Origin of the sequence: Gimesia benthica (assembly GCF_009720525.1) — a bacterium.
GTDB classification, from domain to species: domain Bacteria; phylum Planctomycetota; class Planctomycetia; order Planctomycetales; family Planctomycetaceae; genus Gimesia; species Gimesia benthica.
Genome location: NZ_CP043930.1, coordinates 1,836,318 through 1,854,178, shown reverse-complemented (window position 1 = coordinate 1,854,178; position 17,861 = coordinate 1,836,318). Strand labels below are relative to the sequence as shown.

17 protein-coding genes are annotated in these 17,861 nt (G+C 48.5%); 8 read left to right on the top strand and 9 right to left on the bottom strand.

From position 1 onward, the window contains the following. The first annotated feature begins 395 nt into the window (after positions 1 to 395). Positions 396 to 2,774 carry an ABC transporter substrate-binding protein gene (locus F1728_RS07065; RefSeq protein WP_155363517.1) on the top strand — a complete coding sequence of 793 codons (2,379 nt, stop codon included), beginning with the start codon at positions 396 to 398 and terminating at the stop codon, positions 2,772 to 2,774. A 284-nt stretch (positions 2,775 to 3,058) separates the two neighbouring features. Then, a complete protein-coding gene (locus tag F1728_RS07060; protein WP_155363516.1) occupies positions 3,059 to 4,282 on the top strand; it encodes a serine/threonine protein kinase in 1,224 nt (407 codons plus the stop codon). 7 nt (positions 4,283 to 4,289) lie between these two features. On the opposite strand, the gene F1728_RS07055 is transcribed toward F1728_RS07060, so the two are convergent. Together F1728_RS07055 and F1728_RS07050 are read right to left on the bottom strand one after the other, a co-directional pair. After that, positions 4,290 to 7,226, bottom strand: a complete 2,937-nt coding sequence (locus F1728_RS07055) for a serine/threonine-protein kinase (protein WP_155363515.1) — start codon at positions 7,224 to 7,226, stop codon at positions 4,290 to 4,292. 54 nt (positions 7,227 to 7,280) lie between these two features. After that, positions 7,281 to 7,913, bottom strand: a complete 633-nt coding sequence (locus F1728_RS07050; protein WP_155363514.1) for a sigma-70 family RNA polymerase sigma factor — start codon at positions 7,911 to 7,913, stop codon at positions 7,281 to 7,283. Between the two features lie 754 nt (positions 7,914 to 8,667). Between F1728_RS07050 and F1728_RS07045 the strand changes: the two genes are divergently transcribed. The 5 genes from F1728_RS07045 to F1728_RS07025 all read left to right on the top strand — a co-directional run bounded on the left by F1728_RS07045 (position 8,668) and on the right by F1728_RS07025 (position 10,933). Next, on the top strand, positions 8,668 to 9,117 hold the full coding sequence (locus tag F1728_RS07045) for a CsbD family protein (protein WP_155363513.1): 450 nt from the start codon (positions 8,668 to 8,670) through the stop codon (positions 9,115 to 9,117). Between the two features lie 54 nt (positions 9,118 to 9,171). Next, positions 9,172 to 9,474, top strand: a complete 303-nt coding sequence (locus tag F1728_RS07040; RefSeq protein ID WP_155363512.1) for a hypothetical protein — start codon at positions 9,172 to 9,174, stop codon at positions 9,472 to 9,474. Between the two features lie 51 nt (positions 9,475 to 9,525). After that, entirely contained in the window at positions 9,526 to 10,008 is a 483-nt protein-coding gene (locus F1728_RS07035; RefSeq protein WP_155363511.1) for a hypothetical protein, read from the top strand. Between the two features lie 228 nt (positions 10,009 to 10,236). Then, positions 10,237 to 10,677, top strand: coding sequence for a phage holin family protein (locus F1728_RS07030; RefSeq protein WP_155363510.1), 441 nt, complete (start codon positions 10,237 to 10,239; stop codon positions 10,675 to 10,677). A gap of 40 nt (positions 10,678 to 10,717) precedes the next feature. Beyond that, positions 10,718 to 10,933, top strand: a complete 216-nt coding sequence (locus F1728_RS07025) for a hypothetical protein (protein ID WP_155363509.1) — start codon at positions 10,718 to 10,720, stop codon at positions 10,931 to 10,933. A gap of 52 nt (positions 10,934 to 10,985) precedes the next feature. On the opposite strand, the gene F1728_RS07020 is transcribed toward F1728_RS07025, so the two are convergent. Then, complete coding sequence (locus F1728_RS07020) at positions 10,986 to 12,545, bottom strand: alkaline phosphatase family protein (protein WP_155363508.1); 1,560 nt, start codon at positions 12,543 to 12,545, stop codon at positions 10,986 to 10,988. 340 nt (positions 12,546 to 12,885) lie between these two features. On the opposite strand from F1728_RS07020, the gene F1728_RS07015 reads away from it, so the two are divergent. Continuing rightward, positions 12,886 to 13,479 (top strand): ANTAR domain-containing response regulator, encoded by a 594-nt coding sequence (locus tag F1728_RS07015; protein WP_155363507.1) that lies wholly within the window; start codon positions 12,886 to 12,888, stop codon positions 13,477 to 13,479. Positions 13,480 to 13,495: 16 nt separating this feature from the next. Here F1728_RS07015 and F1728_RS07010 read toward each other — a convergent pair whose 3' ends face one another. From F1728_RS07010 to F1728_RS06985, 6 genes are all read right to left on the bottom strand, one after another. Further along, positions 13,496 to 13,771, bottom strand: coding sequence for a GlsB/YeaQ/YmgE family stress response membrane protein (locus tag F1728_RS07010; protein ID WP_155363506.1), 276 nt, complete (start codon positions 13,769 to 13,771; stop codon positions 13,496 to 13,498). Positions 13,772 to 13,824: 53 nt separating this feature from the next. Then, entirely contained in the window at positions 13,825 to 15,180 is a 1,356-nt protein-coding gene (locus F1728_RS07005; RefSeq protein WP_155363505.1) for a DUF2254 domain-containing protein, read from the bottom strand. A gap of 202 nt (positions 15,181 to 15,382) precedes the next feature. Further along, positions 15,383 to 16,294, bottom strand: a complete 912-nt coding sequence (locus F1728_RS07000) for a PRC-barrel domain-containing protein (RefSeq protein ID WP_155363504.1) — start codon at positions 16,292 to 16,294, stop codon at positions 15,383 to 15,385. A gap of 189 nt (positions 16,295 to 16,483) precedes the next feature. After that, a complete protein-coding gene (locus F1728_RS06995) occupies positions 16,484 to 16,687 on the bottom strand; it encodes a CsbD family protein (protein WP_194242719.1) in 204 nt (67 codons plus the stop codon). A 77-nt stretch (positions 16,688 to 16,764) separates the two neighbouring features. Continuing rightward, positions 16,765 to 16,956, bottom strand: a complete 192-nt coding sequence (locus F1728_RS06990; RefSeq protein ID WP_155363502.1) for a hypothetical protein — start codon at positions 16,954 to 16,956, stop codon at positions 16,765 to 16,767. Positions 16,957 to 17,069: 113 nt separating this feature from the next. Continuing rightward, positions 17,070 to 17,783 carry a PRC-barrel domain-containing protein gene (locus F1728_RS06985; protein ID WP_194242718.1) on the bottom strand — a complete coding sequence of 238 codons (714 nt, stop codon included), beginning with the start codon at positions 17,781 to 17,783 and terminating at the stop codon, positions 17,070 to 17,072. Positions 17,784 to 17,861: the final 78 nt, after the last annotated feature.

Sequence of the window (17,861 nt, the reverse complement as noted above, 5' to 3'; positions counted from 1 at the left end):
GTTCAAAGAGTCTTGCGATCACAGGGGTTACACGGATTATACCAGCCCCCAATTTACACATTGGCGGAGCCTGGAAATACGATTTAATTCACAAAAACTCAGTGAAAAACAGATAGCATCTCAAACATTCTGCCGTTATTGAGGGTAGAAAAGAAGTGCTGAGACTGCACATTCCTTCGGGCTACTGAGTTTTCGTGAATAATCATCTGAGAATAAAAAAAATCGATTGCGTAAATTTTTTTTATGAACGATGATTCTGTATATCTATCAATACCTCCTTGATATTCGATGATCCTGATCTGATCAAAAGAATATGTCGGGTGGCGGGCACCCCGTGGGGTTACTTTTAGCCGTAACCAAATGATTGAGGCTTATGGTCTCAGGAAATTAGAACCGTGTCGGACGAAGGTTTTAAAGATCCCCTGGATGGTGAAGAAACTGTGGACGAATTTCCTCCGGTCAATGTAGATGAAGAAGAGACTGTCGATCAGTTTCCCCTCATTGATATCAAGGAAATCGACAAGACCGTCATCGGTGTCGACAGTGCTGCCAGCAAATCTGCGCAGCAGATGGGAGGCCCTTCCGCAGAGAAAGCTGCTGCCTGGATTGGCAGGAAACTGGGGAAATATGAAATTACCGGTCTCCTGGGCCAGGGCGGTATGGGGGTCGTCTATCGTGCTTACGATGATACCATCGGCCGCGAAGTCGCCATCAAGCTACTGCCGGCTGAATTAGCCTCCGATAAAAATATGCTGGAACGGTTTCTGGCGGAAGCCCGGGCTGCCGGCCGTTTGACGCATCCTCATATTGTCTCGATTCACGATATCGGGCAGGAAGGGGATGTCCATTATATCGTCATGGAACTGATGACCGGTGGCAGCACCGACGATCATCTGGAGACTATCGGCCCCTATTCACCCCTTCAGGCAACACGCATTATTGCTGATGCCTGTGAAGGCTTGATGGTCGCTCATACTTCGGGGCTGGTACACCGGGACATCAAACCCGGGAACCTCTTGCAGTCCCGACATGGCACGATCAAGGTCGCTGACTTTGGTCTGGCAAAACGGGTCGTTCAGCAGTCACTTCAGCTGACTCAAGACGGGCAACTCATCGGGACGCCTTACTTCATGAGCCCTGAACAGTGTGAGTCTAAACCCGTTGATTTACGCAGCGATATCTATTCCCTGGGCGCAACATACTACACTCTACTGACGGGCGATCATCCCTACGAAGACGCGGGCAGCATCGTACAGATTATGTATGCTCACTGTCATGCCGATCTGCTGGATCCTCGAAACGTGAATGCACAGATTCCGGATAAATGTGCCGCCATCGTGCAGAAATCCATGGCAAAGAAACCGGAAGATCGCTATCAGTCCGCTCAGGAGATGCTGGTCGATCTGAAGGCGATAACGGCTAATTCCGAAAAGTACGGCGATACCACAGTGCTCAGTCAGAAAGAACTGGACCGGGCACATGCAAAACCCCGGGTGTCTGGTGGCTGGCGGAAAAACGTATTTAATGGTGTCGTGTTCCTGGTGACCTTTTTACTTTTGACACTGGTTCCCTGGTATTTCTGGAACGGAAATCAAAATCAGGAAGCGGGAAAATCGGTCGCACCCCAGGTGAATGCTGGACCTTCCGGACAGGGAGTTACAGCAGAGAAAATCCTACTGGGAACCTCGACGGCTATGACCGGAGCCAACAAGGAACTGGGCAATAACATGGTCATGGGGATGCAAGCCTGTTTCAAGCGAGTCAATGATGAAGGAGGCATTGGGGGGCGTCAGATTGAACTCGTGGTCAAGGACGACGGGTATGAACCCGATCAGGCCCTCGCAAACATGCAGCACCTGTTTGAAGAGGATCAGATTTTCGCGGTAATTGGAAATGTGGGGACTCCTACAGCGAAAGCATCGGTCCCGTATGCGAATGAGCATCAGCATCTGTTCTTCGCTCCATTTACCGGTGCACAGGCCCTCCGCCGCGATCCACCTGATCGTTATGTATTTAATCTGCGAGCCAGTTATGCCGATGAAACAGCGGCTATGGTGCATTACTTTGTTGAGAAGCAGCGAATTGCTCCTGATAAGATCGCAGTCTTTGCACAGAACGATTCATTCGGCGATGATGGCTTCGCCGGTGTAGCCAAGGCACTGGAGAAATATAAGATCCAGCCGGAAAATATTCTTCGCGTAGGCTATGACCGGAATACAACTCAGATCACCGATGCGGTCGAGCAGATCGTCCAGAATCAGAACCGGGTTGAGGCCCTGATTATAGTAGCGACATTCAAGCCAGCCGCACTGATGGTTCAGCAGATCAAAGATCGCAAGCTGAAGATCCAGACGGCAGCTGTCTCATTCGTCGGAAGTGAACTGCTGGCCCAGCAGTTCAAAGAAATGGGGGCTAAATACGCGGAGGGCGTAATCGTCACTCAAGTTGTACCCTACTATCTTTCGAGTGCAACCGGGGTCTTACGCTATCGCGATTCTCTGAAAAAATATTACCCGCTTTCCAAACCAGGATTCGTATCTCTGGAGGGGTATCTGGCCGCTGAATGTCTGGTTGAAGGTCTGAAAAAACTGCAGGCGTCAGGAAAGGCCGTCACGACGGAGAATCTGATTGACGCTCTGGAGCAGATCAAGAATCTGGATCTGGGGATTGGGCCGATCATCAATTTCGGTCCCTCGCGTCATCAGGCTTCAGATCGGGTCTGGGGGACAGTCCTCGGAAAGGACGCTCGCTATCAGGAGCTGGAACTGGAATAGGCTTTCCTCCGCTGGTACAGGCGAACGACGAGGCTGCGAGAAATCTCTGTTTTTCAGTAGTTCTGCTTCCTCTCAGAGCGTTATAAGCTTTACGGGCCCACTTATGATCTTGTTTCCTCCCCACTTGTATGTCATAAGTGACCTGCCAGAAAGCAGATACGCCATTTCAATGTCTTAGTTATGGCTCAATCTGTGTCCCACAGTCTCATTCTTTGAATCCTCGTAATATGGGTCGATTTGAATCGAGGCTAAAAAGCGACTCCAGACGCTCATGAAGGTTCATCATGAATACTGAGCTATTAACGCAAAGAAACGGCACTGCTGGGACTGACTCGGGATACTGTACGCTTGAGGAACTGGCGACTCAATTTGTGGATGAATATCGTCGCTGGTTGAATCCCTCCATTGATGACTATGCCGATAGCTATCCAGAATATGCTACAGAAATCCGAGAGAGTTTTCCTGTTCTGATTGCGATGGAAGAGTGGAAGGGGAATCAGGAAATCGACTGTCTCAAACAGCAGTCTGCTGATTGTCTGAAGCTGAGGCAGCTGGGAAATTGTCAGTTGATTCGCGAAATGAGTCGCAGTCGCACCGCCCTGTTTTTCGAGGCAGTGCAGGGAGCACAACGACGACCGGTGGCTGTGAAGTTGATGCCCTGGAAATCGGAATTGACGCCACGCTGGCGGGACCGGTTCAAACGGGAAGCCCATCTGACATTTCGCTTGCAGCACAAAAACATTATATCCATCTACAGTACTGGAGAAGACCAGGGGTATTCGTACGCTGTGCTGCAGCAGGTACAGGGAGTTGGTCTCAATCAGGTAATCGCCTGTTTCTCTGGGGCTGCTTCGTCTTTAACGGGGGACCGGGATGAATCACAGCAAAACAGACAACAGATACAGGCTGTGACGCATGCATTAGAGAGTGATCGTTGGCGGGTATCGGCATTGATCGCACTTCAGTTATCTAATGCATTACGCTACGCTCACAATCATGGGGTATTGCACAATGATTTTCGCCCGGAGAATGTTCTGGTGAATGCGGACTGGGACTGCTGGTTGACCGGGTTCGCCCTCCCTCAGTTTGCGGAAGGGGCATTGAAGCAACAACAGACTCTGACCTTACGTAATCAGTCTCCTGATCGCTTAAATGGCGTAGTCAACGAACAGAGTGATTTGTACTCTCTGGGAATGACTCTTTACGAATTAGTGACAGGCATACCGGCTTTTAGTGCCCGAAGCAGCAGTGAGTTGATTGAACGGATCATGCATTCGGAACCCGCAAGACCCTGTGAACTGGTTAAAGATATTCCAACGGATTATGAAAACATCATCTTGAACTGTGTCTCCCCTGTAGGACAGCGGTATCAGTCAGCAGATGAGTTAAGCATTGATCTGGTACGTTTTCTCAATGGGAAAAGCGTGCGGCGTCGCTTGAGTCGACGGCCCACTATGTGGGGTAAATGGTCCCGCTTCTGGGGTAAGTCAAAGGATTCGTCAGGTTAGCAAAGTTCTAACGAGGCGGACGTCGGCCATTGTTTTGACCGGGGCCACCTGGCCGAGGAGGGCGACGTTCATGAGGTGGGCCGTGGCCGGGTCTGCCTGGCCCGGGGCCGCCACGATTAGGCTCAGGATGATTCCCCCGAAAATTTTCCAGATTCAAATTGGGAAACTGCTGCTCGAATTCTTTCTCATATTCATCGAACTTATTCCACATCAGCCAACTGTCGACATCCGAGCCTGTCTGATGGTAGAGCAGTGCCAGTTCCTCAGTGGCGTCGATGATCCCAGCCAGCTGTTTGGGAGGTCCAGACTGTTTTTTCCAGGCAGGTTCCAGAATCTGGAGTGCATGCTTATAGAGTGTGATTGCTTCTTCGGTGTTTCCTTTCTTGCCGACGATCATCGCCAGTTCGAGTTCAAATTTAGCCAGCCACTGATTGTGCTCGGCTGATTCAGGAAACTGTTCTGCCAGTTCTTTTTGTAACCGCAGTGCCGTTCGCAGAGACAGTTCTGCTGTATCATGAGACTGACGAGTATCAATTTCCGGTGAATGATTTCTCGTGAGAATATCCATCGCATGTGCCAGTTTGTTGTGCGAATGAATCAGTGATATTTTATATTCGGGAATTGTTGGAGAATCAGTGACCAGTTGAGTCGCATGTTGAATAGCGTTCTTTAAACGTGTAATTACTGTTTCGCTGATATCACTCGCACGGGCATTGCGAAGTTCGATTCGTTCATAAGATTTCACCAGGGCATGCCGATAGTCGGAGATGTTGGGGTGCTCTTTAACCAGTTTTTCCAGAATGCTGTATACGCGTGCCTGCTTGAGACTGTCTGATTCTGATTGTGGAATCTGGTCTGAAATCTGTTCCTGTAGACAGAGTGCCAGCAGATAGCGATATTCCGGACGGGTCTGGTCTGAGGCAATCAACTGTTCCAAAATGTCGATGGCCTGCTGCAATTGAGCTGCATTCGGGTTCTGGTCAGGATTGAGACGACGCTTGGGACTCCGATAGTTACCACTTTGGATGGCTTCGGGACGGAATTGGCGGGCATTTAAAAAGTACGTACGCGCCAGTTCAAAACGCAGGTCTGACTGATCCTGGTTTTGTGCGATCGCTGTCTCCAGTAATTTGCGAGCAGTTTCGTGAGACGTTTTGGATTCGGGAAGCTGGTCCAGATGGCTATGGATTCGACCAATTTCGTTATACAGAGTCGCGATCGTCAATGTTTTAGCTTCACTAAAATCCTGCTGGTATAGTTCCAGTGATCTCTGATAGGCAGCCAGAGCAGCCTGGAAATCTCCCAGCCGCCGATGGATATCGCCGACTTTATGCTGCGCGTTGGCAGCTTTGAGTCGAAATTCCTGTTGCGATCCAGTCGACTTTGCCAGCTCCTCATAAAATGGAATCATACCAGCGAGAAGATCTGCGGATTCACGCGAGAGCACCGGTTCAGAGTAATCAGCTGGAGTACTGGTCGTTTCCGAGGAATGAATCCGACTCGGTACAAAGCGGTCGAAGACACGGTCGAGGGTGGCCGTGGCCAGTTGCGCTGAAGCTTCTGCTTTTTTTCTTTCGCGTCGTTCCCGTTCAAATCCGATCGCCAGGGTCACACCCAGCAGGAGCAGTAAACTGAATGCGATTCCCGAGAGACTGGCAATTGCTGGATTCCGACAGCTCCAGCGCCAGAGGTGTTCCAGCAGATGGACTCGTCTGGCGCGAATGGGACGGTTTTCCAGGAAGAGATTAAGATCCTCTGCCAGCTCACTCGCTCTCTGATAACGATGTTTTGTATCGGGAGCGATGGCTTTGAGAATAATTGTTTCCAGATCGCGGGGGATGCTTGGATCGATACGGCGCAGGGAAGTGATTGAGCCTTGCGTGATCTTTTCGATCATCTCATGGCGACTGGTGCGTTCAATCGCAAATCGCCGGGTCAGCAGTTCGTAAAGTGTGATTCCCAGACCATAAATATCACTCTGGCGGCAGGTGTCTCCGCGAAACATTTCGGGGGCCATATAGCCCAGCGTGCCGGCGATGTCTGTAGATTTACTCAGGTCATTCTGTTCTGCGACCCGCGCCAGACCGAAGTCTGTGATACAAAGCAGGCCGTCATGGTCCAGAAGCAGATTACCAGGCTTAATATCCCGGTGCAGGATTCCACGGTCATGTGCATATTGTAGTGCGTTTGCAGCCTGAATTCCCAGAGCAGCGATTTTGTAAGGAGTATCAACATATTGTTCAAATTCGAGGTCGGCGACATTGTTTTCCGTTTTAAGTGTGATGTCGGTCGAACCGCTGTCACTGGAAGAACAGATGACTGTTTCCTCGCCACTAAGCGAGATCGTCGCACCTGGAGACTTGTTCGTTTTAAGACCTGTACTGGCAGCGGTGGCGACAATTTTCTGAGTCAGTTGATCCAGGCCGATACCTTCGATCAACTGCATGACGTAATAATGAAAGCCGCCATTCTCACCGACACCATAGACGGGAACAATGTTGGTATGGTGCAGAGAAGCTGTCAGTTCGGCTTCACGTTGAAAGCGTTTAAGTTGTTTTTCATCAAGCAGTAGATGTCGCGGGAGTAATTTTAAGGCAACCCGTCGATTCAATGATCGCTGGATGGCCTCATAGACAACGCCCATGCCTCCACGACCAATTTCCCGGACAATTTGAAAATCCCCCAGTTGCTCAGGAACCGAAGCGCCCAACGAGACTTTGCTGGGAGCGGGCTCTGCATATTTACCCCCTTCCAGTGCTGCGATCGCGGGAAAGAACTCTTCAATTTCAGCAGAGAGCTCGGGGTATCGCTGACGGTATTCCTCCACGGAAGGATGCTCACCCATGCGGATTCGTGCAATAAACTCTTCCGCCAGCTGTTCCAGGTCTGCTGGTTCGGGAGGCGTCAGGTTCTTAAGCGAGCGATCTGATTCGGGGGATAGCATTGCCGAATGTCCTGTCGATTACCATCTACGATGAGGCAGACAAAGATAGTCTGGTCATTCAATAATACCGGGAATTTGTACCAGAATGGAGCGCAATCTGGTTAATGCTCTGAAATATCTCATGCTGGCTGTTTTGGGTTCGATTTCGAGTACCTCGGAAGCCTCCAGGTTGGACAGTTCTTCAAAATGTCTCAGGACCAGAATCTCCCGGTCGATTTCGTTCATACTTTCCAGGGCTTCATGTAATTGTCGGGCCAGCTCTTCTTTGAGGGCTGCCTGACTGGGGGAAGTTAAATCTCCCAGGAGAACATCTGCGATCTGAAACGAGGTCGAAGCCGAAAAGACCCTTCGTTTTTGTTTCACCTCGCGGCGGGCATCACGCTTTTGTGCACCAAGATGCCGACGATGTACGTCGATCAATGTCTGACCGACGATGGTCCGCAGCCAGATGAAAAACGTAGTGGCCGGATCGTTAAGATAATGTTCAATCCGGGTAGCAGCATCCAGGTAGGCTTCCTGCAGAATATCATCCGCATCAACACGCCCGAGCAGACGATGATCGAGACGAAAATTGACAATTCGCCATAACCGATCGCGGTAGCGGTCATATTCGTCCGCTAAAACACCCTCTGGATTTTCTCTCAGCCGTTCCAGAAAATCCTGGGGATCTTCCTGCTCTTCTAACAAATAACTGTCCTCCCGAATAGTAACTGTTTAATCTCAGGCCTGATTCTAGTCGAATGCTTCCCGAAACAACAAGTCGCGTCTCAGGTTCGAAGAGAGGGATTACAACAATTCCACAGGCCCCTGGGGCAATGAGCAGACGAGAGGCGATCCGTATCTCTTACGAACGATTCAAGCTGTTTGACGGATGACATTTAGAACTTTGCGAGAAATTCAAATCTCGGTCCTGGAACGCCGCGGGATTCCTGCTTCAAAACAAAGAGGTCCAGCAGAAAAGTCCAGGATGACTCCATTGGTTTCTGATCTTGGATTCCACCAGCCATTTTATGGTCTGAGTAATTAGGAGCCTGTATTGGCCTGAACCTTAAACTGCATATCGGAATGAACGTCAGTGTATAGCTACTGTTTTCGAAAGTCGTTCTAGATCAGACATAACGGATTTCAAACCGGATCAAAGCAACTGATTGACTGGAGATACCTTACGGGGGGTGATCGATTGAGAGACAGTCTGGCTCGCAGGCGACCAATTTGCAGGAAATAATCTGAAGACTTGTTTTTATTCCAGTACTGGGGCGCAGCAGGGTTTCCATCAGGCGTCTGCTGCAAATGCAAGCCTTGCCTGTAAATAGCTATATGCGGCTGTAGACGTTTTCACTATCAATTCGTCTCTGGCACACCAGTTGCGTATCACTTACTTGTGAGACTGTTTCTGGAAAACAGTTCAGCAGAATATGATTTCAAATCTAAGGAGTGAGATATGGTTACTCGAGAAGAAATACGTGGTCATTGGAATGAGTTGAGAGGTCGGATTGAAAAACACTGGAATCAGCTCAGCCCTCATGATCTGGATGGAGTCGAAGGTGAGACTGACCAGCTGGTAGGAAAAATTCAACAGAAAACCGGACAGGCTTCTACTGAAATCCGTCAGGAGCTGGATTGTATCGTGGACGACATGTCCAAATCAGCTGCTCAAGCTACCGAAAAACTGGGGGAAAATTTCGAGAAAACGGTCAACAAGACCAGAGAACAGTTTCAACATGCTTCCGAAGCGGCTCGCGCACAATACGAGCACTTGAATGACTCTATGCACAAAGGGTACCAGCAGGCGGAACAGACGCTACGAAAGAATCCAGTCGAATCGGTTGCAGTAGCTTTTGGAACCGGGCTGATCGCAGGCGTTATTGTGAGTCTGGCGTGGCGTCGTTAAGAAATTCGGTTATTAAGCTCAGTCAAACCTCTTTATTGACATCAGGAGGCAAGGATGATTCATCAATTTGGTGATCTTGAAATACGCTCGCAGCAGAGAGCAAAATCCGTAACTGACGCTATAGAACAGGAGTCTGCTCCTGGAATGTGTCAGTATGTAAAAGAGCAGCCTGTAAAATCAGTTTTGATTGGTCTGGGTGCAGGTATTGGGGCAGGGCTGTTACTAGGCTCTCTGTTTAGAGAATCAACCAGGTATCTGCACCATGAACCTGGTCTTGCTGAACGGGTTGGCAATCAGGTCAAAGATTCCGTGTCCGAGATCTTTCCGGGCTCTCTGAAAAGTCGTTTCAGATCCTGAGGTGCGATATTACCGATGACGGACTATAAGCTTAAACTGAGGGAGGGAGTGATGAATCAAGGGGGGCCAGGTCGCAGTGCAGAAGAGATCAGCCACTCCATGAAGCGGTTGCGTAACGAGCTGGATGGTGATGTGCATCAAATCAAGCAGAGTGCTGCGACCCTTTCGGACTGGCAATATTATATCAGGAACTATCCCTGGATGAGTCTGGGAGGGGCAGCGTTAATTGGATACCTGCTTGTGCCCAAAAGACTCGAGATCCAGAGTCCTGATGCTGAAACGATTGAGAAACTGGCCCGCAAGAATAGACTGGTTGTCGAGCATCAGCCCAGAAAGCATGCTTCAGGAGGGGGGCTGCAGACAGTCGCTTCGTTTGTAACCCGATTGATCATAAAAGCAGCTACCGCACAGTTAATGCACCATTTTGCTAATGGTATTGCATCGCAAGAGCCAGCAAGTTCCTTTGCCAGATCGGAAAGCAGTTCCAACGGGGCAGGCGAGCACTTCAGCAAAATAATGGGAGACAGAGAATAAATTGGGGGAGAGACTAATGTTAAAATATCAACTCTATGATTCCAGATTGCCTAGACATCTCGAGAGCAGTGGTTCGTCGACAATGTCGAGTTCCGGTCAGCCGGTTGAGCATGATACGACCTTTAATCGCTCAGACTCAGCTATCCGGCGACAGATTTCAAAACATCCAGCGCTTTCGCTGAATGTAGGAATTGCGGCAGGATTCCTCCTAGGCTGGCTGGTGAAGCGATGATTCGTAACAGTATGAATCATCAGCAACCAGATATCAAAGGCGGATTCGGCGATCTGATAGCAGATATGATTTCGCTGAGTGAGCTACAGCTTGAACTGCTGGCCGTTGATTCCCGCGATGCTCTGCGCAAATCTCTTTACCCTCTAATCTTGCTCTGTCTCGGTTTAGGCCTGATCGTTGGCGCCTTTCCCGTTATGTTGTTTGGCTTTTCCTGGTGGCTCAGTGAAATGACCAGTCTCAGCCTGGCGGGCAGTTGTCTGACCATGGCTCTGTTGTCGCTGGCAGGGGCTGGATTACTGTTCTACCTGGCCCGAAAAGGCCTGGCTCACAGTCTGGGACATTTCAAACGGACTCGAGACGAGCTACGCAGCAATACGCAATGGATCAAGAAAATTCTCTCCGAGAAGCAGTGTTATCATCAGACATCAACCAGGTGATGCAGAAGACTGTATTACGCTTTAGTTAAGGATACACATTATGAATATGAACGCCACCAAAACTCAAAATGCTACAGACTATAATCAGAATCGTTCTCCGGTAGGCGGTGAGTTACCCAGGCAAGGTGAGCCATTAAATCCCTCCGACGATTTCATTGAATATGTTTCGGCTTACGCCCGCCAGAAACCCGGTACTGCAGCTCTGTGGTGCTTTGGGGTCGGCTTTATTCTCGGCTGGAAGCTTAAGCCCTGGTAAGAATGATTCTTCGCTCTGAGGGCTATCCTAAACATGGGCCCATTAAACAATTTTAATCTTGCCGGGGGTATGGTTCTAAGATCGCGCTTGCCCCCGGCTTTCTAAATGACTCGACTCCCAGTAATTGTAGACAGATGGGAGTAATATCAGTTAACCGAAGGTGCTCCGGTAATTCAAAATCAGGGGGTAAACCGGCGGCTATCAACGGAGCTGTTGAATCCAGGCAGTGTAACGATCCATGCGACCCAGAGGGATTACATTTCAGATCTGGCAGACAAAACTCCTTCCCGAGTCGGGCAGTAATCCATATGTTTCCCGTCTGCTGAGAAAAGCAGGTTGCGATTCGCTCAAAGGCATTCGGGTAAGTTTCAAATGTGATCAAACCGTCCGAATCGACCTGAGCATCAACGGCTTCCAGATTGCCTTCCCAGAGCCAGGGAGTCCCGTAGCAGTCTACTCCATCTCGTTTCTTCTCAACCGCAGGCTTGAATACCAACTGCCCTCGGTCACTGGTGACGACATGGAAGCCAGGTTGCTTACTTCCATTAAGTCCATGGTCGTCATCACACCAGATGATTTGATCGATATCAGGACACTTCAACAGACATTGAATAACATCACGTCGATGCTCCCAGATTCCAGACTGCAAATAAATCTGCGCAGATCGCATGTTGGGACAGACCATTAATTCTTCTGAGTTGCTCCAGGGTTTTCCTGCTGTGACAAGTTGGAACTCCTGTAGAACTTCATTCAGGTCAACTCCTGAGTCAGCATCCAGATCACTTTGTGAATGATCGCCTGTGATTAAGATGGCAAATTCTTCCAGAAAACGCGTGATTCCTCCCTCAGATTCAATCAGGGAGCCCAGAGTTTCATCAACCGCCTGGAGAATGTCGACTGCGTAAGTTGGCCCTTTCTCATGACTGACAAAATCATTATTGGGGAAATAGGCCAAAGTGAAATCCGAGAAACACTTCTGCTGGCTCAGAGCGAGCAGGTAGTCAGCCGTGGTATCGTCATGAAATCCAAATCGATAGGAGAGTCCACCGCGCGCTGAGGGCAGGGAACCGTAGAGGGGAGTTGAGACAAAATCACCCAAAAACATTGTATGGGGACCCTGCATACTTTCAGCCAGTTCTACGCCCGGTGCCAGATTTAGCAGTAGTGGTGTTGTGGTTTCGTGCGTAACGGTACCTCGATACCACATATAATTGATGACTGCATCGGACAAAGTGCCATGCTGTTCTATCTGCTCAAAGATCGTGGGGACCAGGAGGCGTTCCATATTCAGTTTGATCTGAAAATCGTTGAGATACTCTCCCATCCCCTCATTCATGATTGCTGTCAGGTCGGATCCAAAGAAGGCAACTTCATCCTTGGTGCGGTCATACCAGTAGGCGCCGGAGATTCCATGTTCGAACGGGTATGCTCCTGTGGCTATCGTGCAAGTGGCTGCGGGCGTGATCGAGGGGAAAATGGAAGTGCATTCCGAGCGAAAAACTCCCTGATCTATCAATTTTGACAGATTCGGAAGCCATCCCTGTTCCAGTGCGGGCTGGACAACACGTGTTGCCAGGGCATCGATGACGATAAGTAAAACTTTTTTTTTCATTTCTGGACTGTCTTTCCATCCATTTCAGCTTGAGCCACTGACTGCAGTATATCATTCTCTTCTACAGGTTGAGACTAGTTATTCGTTCCGTCAATTATTCGTTCCGTCAAGAGGAATCGAAGTCATAATAAATCCAGTGCAACTGAAATGCCGTTTCATAAAAATGATCAATATTGAGAGTAAAATCAGGTCAGATTTCAGTCAGTCTCAGTGGCAAATCTTAAATTTAATTCGTCGGGTATGGCTTCTAATTAGATGTTTTGCTCTAATATGCTTTATTACCAATCATAGTCTGAATGAACTTACTGTATAGCGGGCCATAAAAGCAGGATTCACAGTAATGATCATGGAATCTCTTCGGATTCTCATTGCACACAGTAATCAAAATACTCTGACAACGATCAATAACGCCGTTTCAACGCTCGGCCATACCGTAATGGATGCTGTTGTAACAGGCGAGGCACTGATAAAATGTAGTGAATCTAACCGACCCGATCTGGTGATAAGCGGGGTCAAGATGCCGGATCTGGATGGAATCCGAGCATTGACACTCATCGCCTCAGAAACTCCGGTACCCGGAATCATCGTAACTCCCAAAAGTGATCTGGAACTGGTAGAGACTGCGGCACTGGATCATATCATGGCCTGGCTGGTTGAGCCAATTCGGACTGTTGATCTGGCACCAGCCATACTTCTGGTTCACCGCCGCGCTCAGGAATTTGCGGAACTCCGTAAAGAAAATCATGATTTACGTACGGCCCTGGTAGATCGGAAAACTATCGAACAGGCTAAGGGAATTCTGATGAAATCTGCAGGTCTGGATGAAGGAGAAGCCTTCAAAAGGTTGCAGAAAATGGCATCGCGCAAACGAATCCGCTTGATTGAAATGGCGCAGGCTGTCATCCATGCAGAAGATGCCATCGATCTTAAGTAAGTTGTTTTCTGGATTCTCATTTGCCTCGAAATGAGATCAGGCTGAGCACGGCTACAAAAAGCGAGGCCCCGATAATTGACCATAGAATCGGAAACGGTTGATCGCCAAATTGAACTGTCAGTAATTCCGGTAGTCCCAGCCCTCTGGACATCCAGCTTCCCAGTAATGCGCCGATGAAACCGAGTGCAATCGATGTCAGGCAACCCCCGCGAGAATAACCTGCCAGAGATTGTCCTATACCACCACAAATGGCAGCTACAATCAGCAATATGAGCAGTTCAAAGATTCCCATAGTGTTGTTTCCTTTTAAATGCTTAAGTCAAAGAGTGCTGGCATCTTCAAGTTTCATGATTGCTGGTCCAGGATTTCCGATAACTGCCGATACTTTGAACGGAAGGTTTCAAGATCTTGTTTTACAATATGCTGGTCGACGTACGCGGTCTGGAGAGCTTCAGCTTCACCACGGATGGCATGAATATCGTCAGGACGACTGGCATGATTGGCGATTTCAGTCAGTGCTTTCAGTATGGTCAGAGAGACGGCAGTGCTGCTGGCACCATATTCACGAATTTGTCCAAATGACTGAATCAATACATCCGGAAAACCATCTGCCTCAGTGATCAGAACCCTCGCGACTGATTCACCATCGCGACGAATCCGCACCGGTACCGACCGTTCAACTAGACGTCCCAATGCCCCTCCAAGTCTATCGACACAGCTCATCGCTGTGAAAGGATCATTAATGCCTGGTGACAGGGCTCGCAGTGCTATCTCAACCAGTTCGCGAGCGGCGTATCCGACATCCTGACGCGGGGTTCGTCGAGGGCCGACAATAATGACGCGATTCACCGAATTGATATAAGATGTCGTCATGTCCTCCGTCTTTTCGGTGTCCCGTGGCAACCAGATCCGAGCCAGCAGTTTTTCCCGAGTCACGAAGTCTCCCGGTTTGCATAGAAGCTCAACGACGCCTTTAGCTTCACATGCCAGGGAAACCAGGCTTTCGCCATCAATTCCCTCAATATAACCTTCTGCTTGAGATGCGACCGTAATGTTGTTATCGCTTAACTCTGCACGAAGGTCCTCAATGCTGAGTCTGGATTCTTCTTCATCGGGACGTTCACCGATCCGTTCCGGAAACAGTCGATCTACGGCGAGGTCCAGGTCGCGTGCCACCGCAGTGATGATTGTGGGGGCCTGCATGGCTGTTGCGACATGGTGAATAAACAGGATTAACATCCCCATACAGATTAATCCCAGAATCAATCCAACTGCCGTACCCAGCTGTGGAGTGAATACATCCGTACCATTTTTACCTTCGCGAACGGTCTGAAGCACAAGCATGCAGTACAGGCTCGTTCCCACGTACTGACCGATGACAAGGTCTGCAATGCTGTCGCTCATGACGTTACGCACGAGTCTTGAGCCGAACTGTGAGGAAGCAATCGACAGAGTTAAAACCGTGATAGAAAAGACTACGCCGGCCAGTGCAATCGTGGCACCTGCCACTGAGGAAAGAGTAGACCGAGCTGCTTCTGCTGTGGTTGAAAACCAACTCAGTTCCCTGTTGGAGCTGGCGATCAGCTCATCCAGTTGACATGTCCCCATTGCAAGTGCAATTGCAAATAATGACATAATTGAAGGGACAAACCAGAAACTGCTGCGAAAGGAATCCCATAAATTTGCCAGACGTGCTCTCATAAGTTGGAAGAACTCCTCAGGTTGATTAGCCTGCCCAGTCCATATTTCATTAACTGGCAGATCGGTTTAGCGTCAATTTCGGTAAAATATATTTTAAGATATTGGTTTGGAAATGTGACAGTAAAAAACGCTGCAGTCGACAAATAGACGGCTGCAGCGTCAGGTTCTAAACCAGATTGACTGGTTCAGTTGTGGGCTTGATTCAGCTATCAATGCCCACTTTCACACCCTGGTCTTTGTGTTTTTTAACAAACAGAAACTGTTCGATGAGTGATTTCCGGTAAACTGGATCTGTAAAATCCGGCCAGTGATCCCGGTCAAATCCCTGGATCTTTGTGATCTGGTGATTAGACATCTTCAATACCAGGTTCTGCTGATTGTCATTCATCAAGTCGGACTTCACCTGGAATGCCTGAAAAGGAACAGCAAAAAGCTTGTTTCCATTGGTGGTATGATGATTTAGAGAGACAATGATATAACGTGCTTTGCGATGAGCCGTATCTAGAATGATCTCTTCCACTTTACCAATTTGATCATCTTCTATGTTCAGAACTTTTAAGTTTAAAAGTTGGTTGGCCCGGATGACTGCATTTGATGGTGGGGCATCCGGATCCTGGCGGACGTTGTAGCGACGATCAGGTTTATTGAGTAATTCCTGGTCAGCAAAATCTGGCCAGTGATCCTGCTCAAATCCTGTTGCTCCGTCAAGTTGTTCCTGATCCACTTTCAGTAGAAATCGATGGTCATGTTCGTGATTGTTATTTGGCAATACAGTCAAAGCCTCGAAGGGGACAGCAAACATTTTATTTCCAAACCCTGGAAAACCACCATAGGTTACCGCAGCGTAACGGATTTTGCCGTTATTTGAATCAAGAACGAAATCATTGATCTCTCCTACATTCTGTTGTTTCAGATTCGTAACCCGTTTGGTCAAAACTGCTGCCGCTCTGAGGAATGTGCAGTCTTTAGCAGGTGGTTTACTGATCTTTTCTTGAAAGTCCGAATGATTCTCTTTTGAAATATTGGGTTTATTCTGAGCGTGGCCACTTCCGGTCAATAAAACTGATCCGATACTGATGGCGATCGCTCCAGTGATCACGGTGACGGGCTTCATGATATTTCTCCCTGGATTAACCTGGTACAGAGCTGATCTCGGAGTGCTCGAAATCTCTGAAAGGAATTCAGATAAATAGGCCCTGCTGTCGGAGAACAGCTTTCAGGACATGGTCTGTATTTAATATCAACCAGATGGAAAGTGTACCCCGACAGGATCACTGCTGTTCCTGAATTGGCCCGCCATGCATCAGCAGTGACATGACGATTCAAATTGGTTTACCTGCTCTTCGGCTTCATCTTTTGCGATGCCGTAGTGCTCCTGGATTTTGCCGACCAGTTCATCTCGTTTTCCATCGATCTGGTCCAAATCATCATCAGTCAGTTCCCCCCATTTCTGTTTGGCCTGACCTTTGATCTGTTTCCATTTTCCTTGAATAATGTCGCTTTTCATCAAACTATCCTCCAATTTCTGGTTATGGAAATGTCTGGCGAAATGCATACTTCGCCGATCAAGAACGAGTATTCATCCTATTCTTTTTTATTGAGCTCGACACCAACCGAGCCATCACTTTTATCTCGCTCGATTTCGAGCTCGCCGGATGGGGTTTCCACATCCAGAACTTTTTCTTTTTGTTCACACCCCGTGAGGGTGAAAGTTGAGAAAGACATCAACATTAGAGCCAATATACTTAATCCGAATTTAAAAATTGAACGTTTCATGAGATTTATCCTTCTAAAAGTAGATGCCTCAGTTTCTGTGCGCGCAGCGGTAGCCGCTCGGGCACACAGGGGTTAAGCAAAAGTTGGTTACAAGCATTCAGACGCAGTTAGAATCACCAGTATGTGGGTCTTCCATAAAAGTCATAAAGCTGAACTTCATAAGCGCGGTTGACAGGTAGTCGCGGATCATAAACCGGCGCGTCTCTTACCTGTTCTTCAGTCAGATCGACGTGAGCTTTTTTATCTTCCCACGTAAAATGCGTGATCCAGTCGAATGCGATTATTACTTTTTTGCCAGGTAACCAGTTTTGAGTATCGATCACCAGATACCGCATGGACCAGCTTTCGGTATCTACAATCAGGTCATCTATATGGCCTAACGTTCCTTCCATACACTGAATGTGATAACCAATAACCTCTTTTACGCTACGTAGGTGAGGATTTCCGTCCAACTCCACTACCTGCGTTTGAGATGAGTGATGATCCAGACTCGAATCGGAATGTCCCCAATACATAGGCCAGTTGAAGTGAGATGAGAGTGCTACTTCCTTTTGCCGGGACACGGGAAGGCTGTCCTCCAGTGACGGAGAAGTCTCGATATTCTCCCTGGATAAGACTGTCGGTAATTCACGTGTATCAAGATTTGGCTGATCAATGGCTACTGGAGAAACCAGGACTTTTCGCCCCGGCAGCCAGTTTCCCGTGTCGACTATCAGATAACGAACGATATTAGACTCATCATCAAAAAGAAAATCTTTAACGGTACCGCACTCGCCATCTGTGGCCAGCACGTGATATCCATTAAGTTCATTAGTACTGCGAAACATTTGTGTCTCCTTTCCTGACTCTACCTGTAGTCGGAAAGCAGATGGCGTGCCAAATCTGGTCAAATCATTGGGTGGCAC

Excerpts from the sequence above, each read along its gene's own strand:
- F1728_RS07060 (WP_155363516.1), top strand. The coding sequence starts at position 3,059 with ATGAATACTGAGCTATTAACGCAAAGAAACGGCACTGCTGGGACTGAC.
- F1728_RS07055 (WP_155363515.1), bottom strand. The coding sequence starts at position 7,226 with ATGCTATCCCCCGAATCAGATCGCTCGCTTAAGAACCTGACGCCTCCC.
- F1728_RS07045 (WP_155363513.1), top strand. The coding sequence starts at position 8,668 with ATGGTTACTCGAGAAGAAATACGTGGTCATTGGAATGAGTTGAGAGGT.
- F1728_RS07040 (WP_155363512.1), top strand. The coding sequence starts at position 9,172 with ATGATTCATCAATTTGGTGATCTTGAAATACGCTCGCAGCAGAGAGCA.
- F1728_RS07035 (WP_155363511.1), top strand. The coding sequence starts at position 9,526 with ATGAATCAAGGGGGGCCAGGTCGCAGTGCAGAAGAGATCAGCCACTCC.
- F1728_RS07030 (WP_155363510.1), top strand. The coding sequence starts at position 10,237 with ATGATTCGTAACAGTATGAATCATCAGCAACCAGATATCAAAGGCGGA.
- F1728_RS07025 (WP_155363509.1), top strand. The coding sequence starts at position 10,718 with ATGAATATGAACGCCACCAAAACTCAAAATGCTACAGACTATAATCAG.
- F1728_RS07020 (WP_155363508.1), bottom strand. The coding sequence starts at position 12,545 with ATGAAAAAAAAAGTTTTACTTATCGTCATCGATGCCCTGGCAACACGT.
- F1728_RS07015 (WP_155363507.1), top strand. The coding sequence starts at position 12,886 with ATGATCATGGAATCTCTTCGGATTCTCATTGCACACAGTAATCAAAAT.
- F1728_RS07010 (WP_155363506.1), bottom strand. The coding sequence starts at position 13,771 with ATGGGAATCTTTGAACTGCTCATATTGCTGATTGTAGCTGCCATTTGT.
- F1728_RS07005 (WP_155363505.1), bottom strand. The coding sequence starts at position 15,180 with ATGAGAGCACGTCTGGCAAATTTATGGGATTCCTTTCGCAGCAGTTTC.
- F1728_RS07000 (WP_155363504.1), bottom strand. The coding sequence starts at position 16,294 with ATGAAGCCCGTCACCGTGATCACTGGAGCGATCGCCATCAGTATCGGA.
- F1728_RS06995 (WP_194242719.1), bottom strand. The coding sequence starts at position 16,687 with ATGAAAAGCGACATTATTCAAGGAAAATGGAAACAGATCAAAGGTCAG.
- F1728_RS06990 (WP_155363502.1), bottom strand. The coding sequence starts at position 16,956 with ATGAAACGTTCAATTTTTAAATTCGGATTAAGTATATTGGCTCTAATG.
- F1728_RS06985 (WP_194242718.1), bottom strand. The coding sequence starts at position 17,783 with ATGTTTCGCAGTACTAATGAACTTAATGGATATCACGTGCTGGCCACA.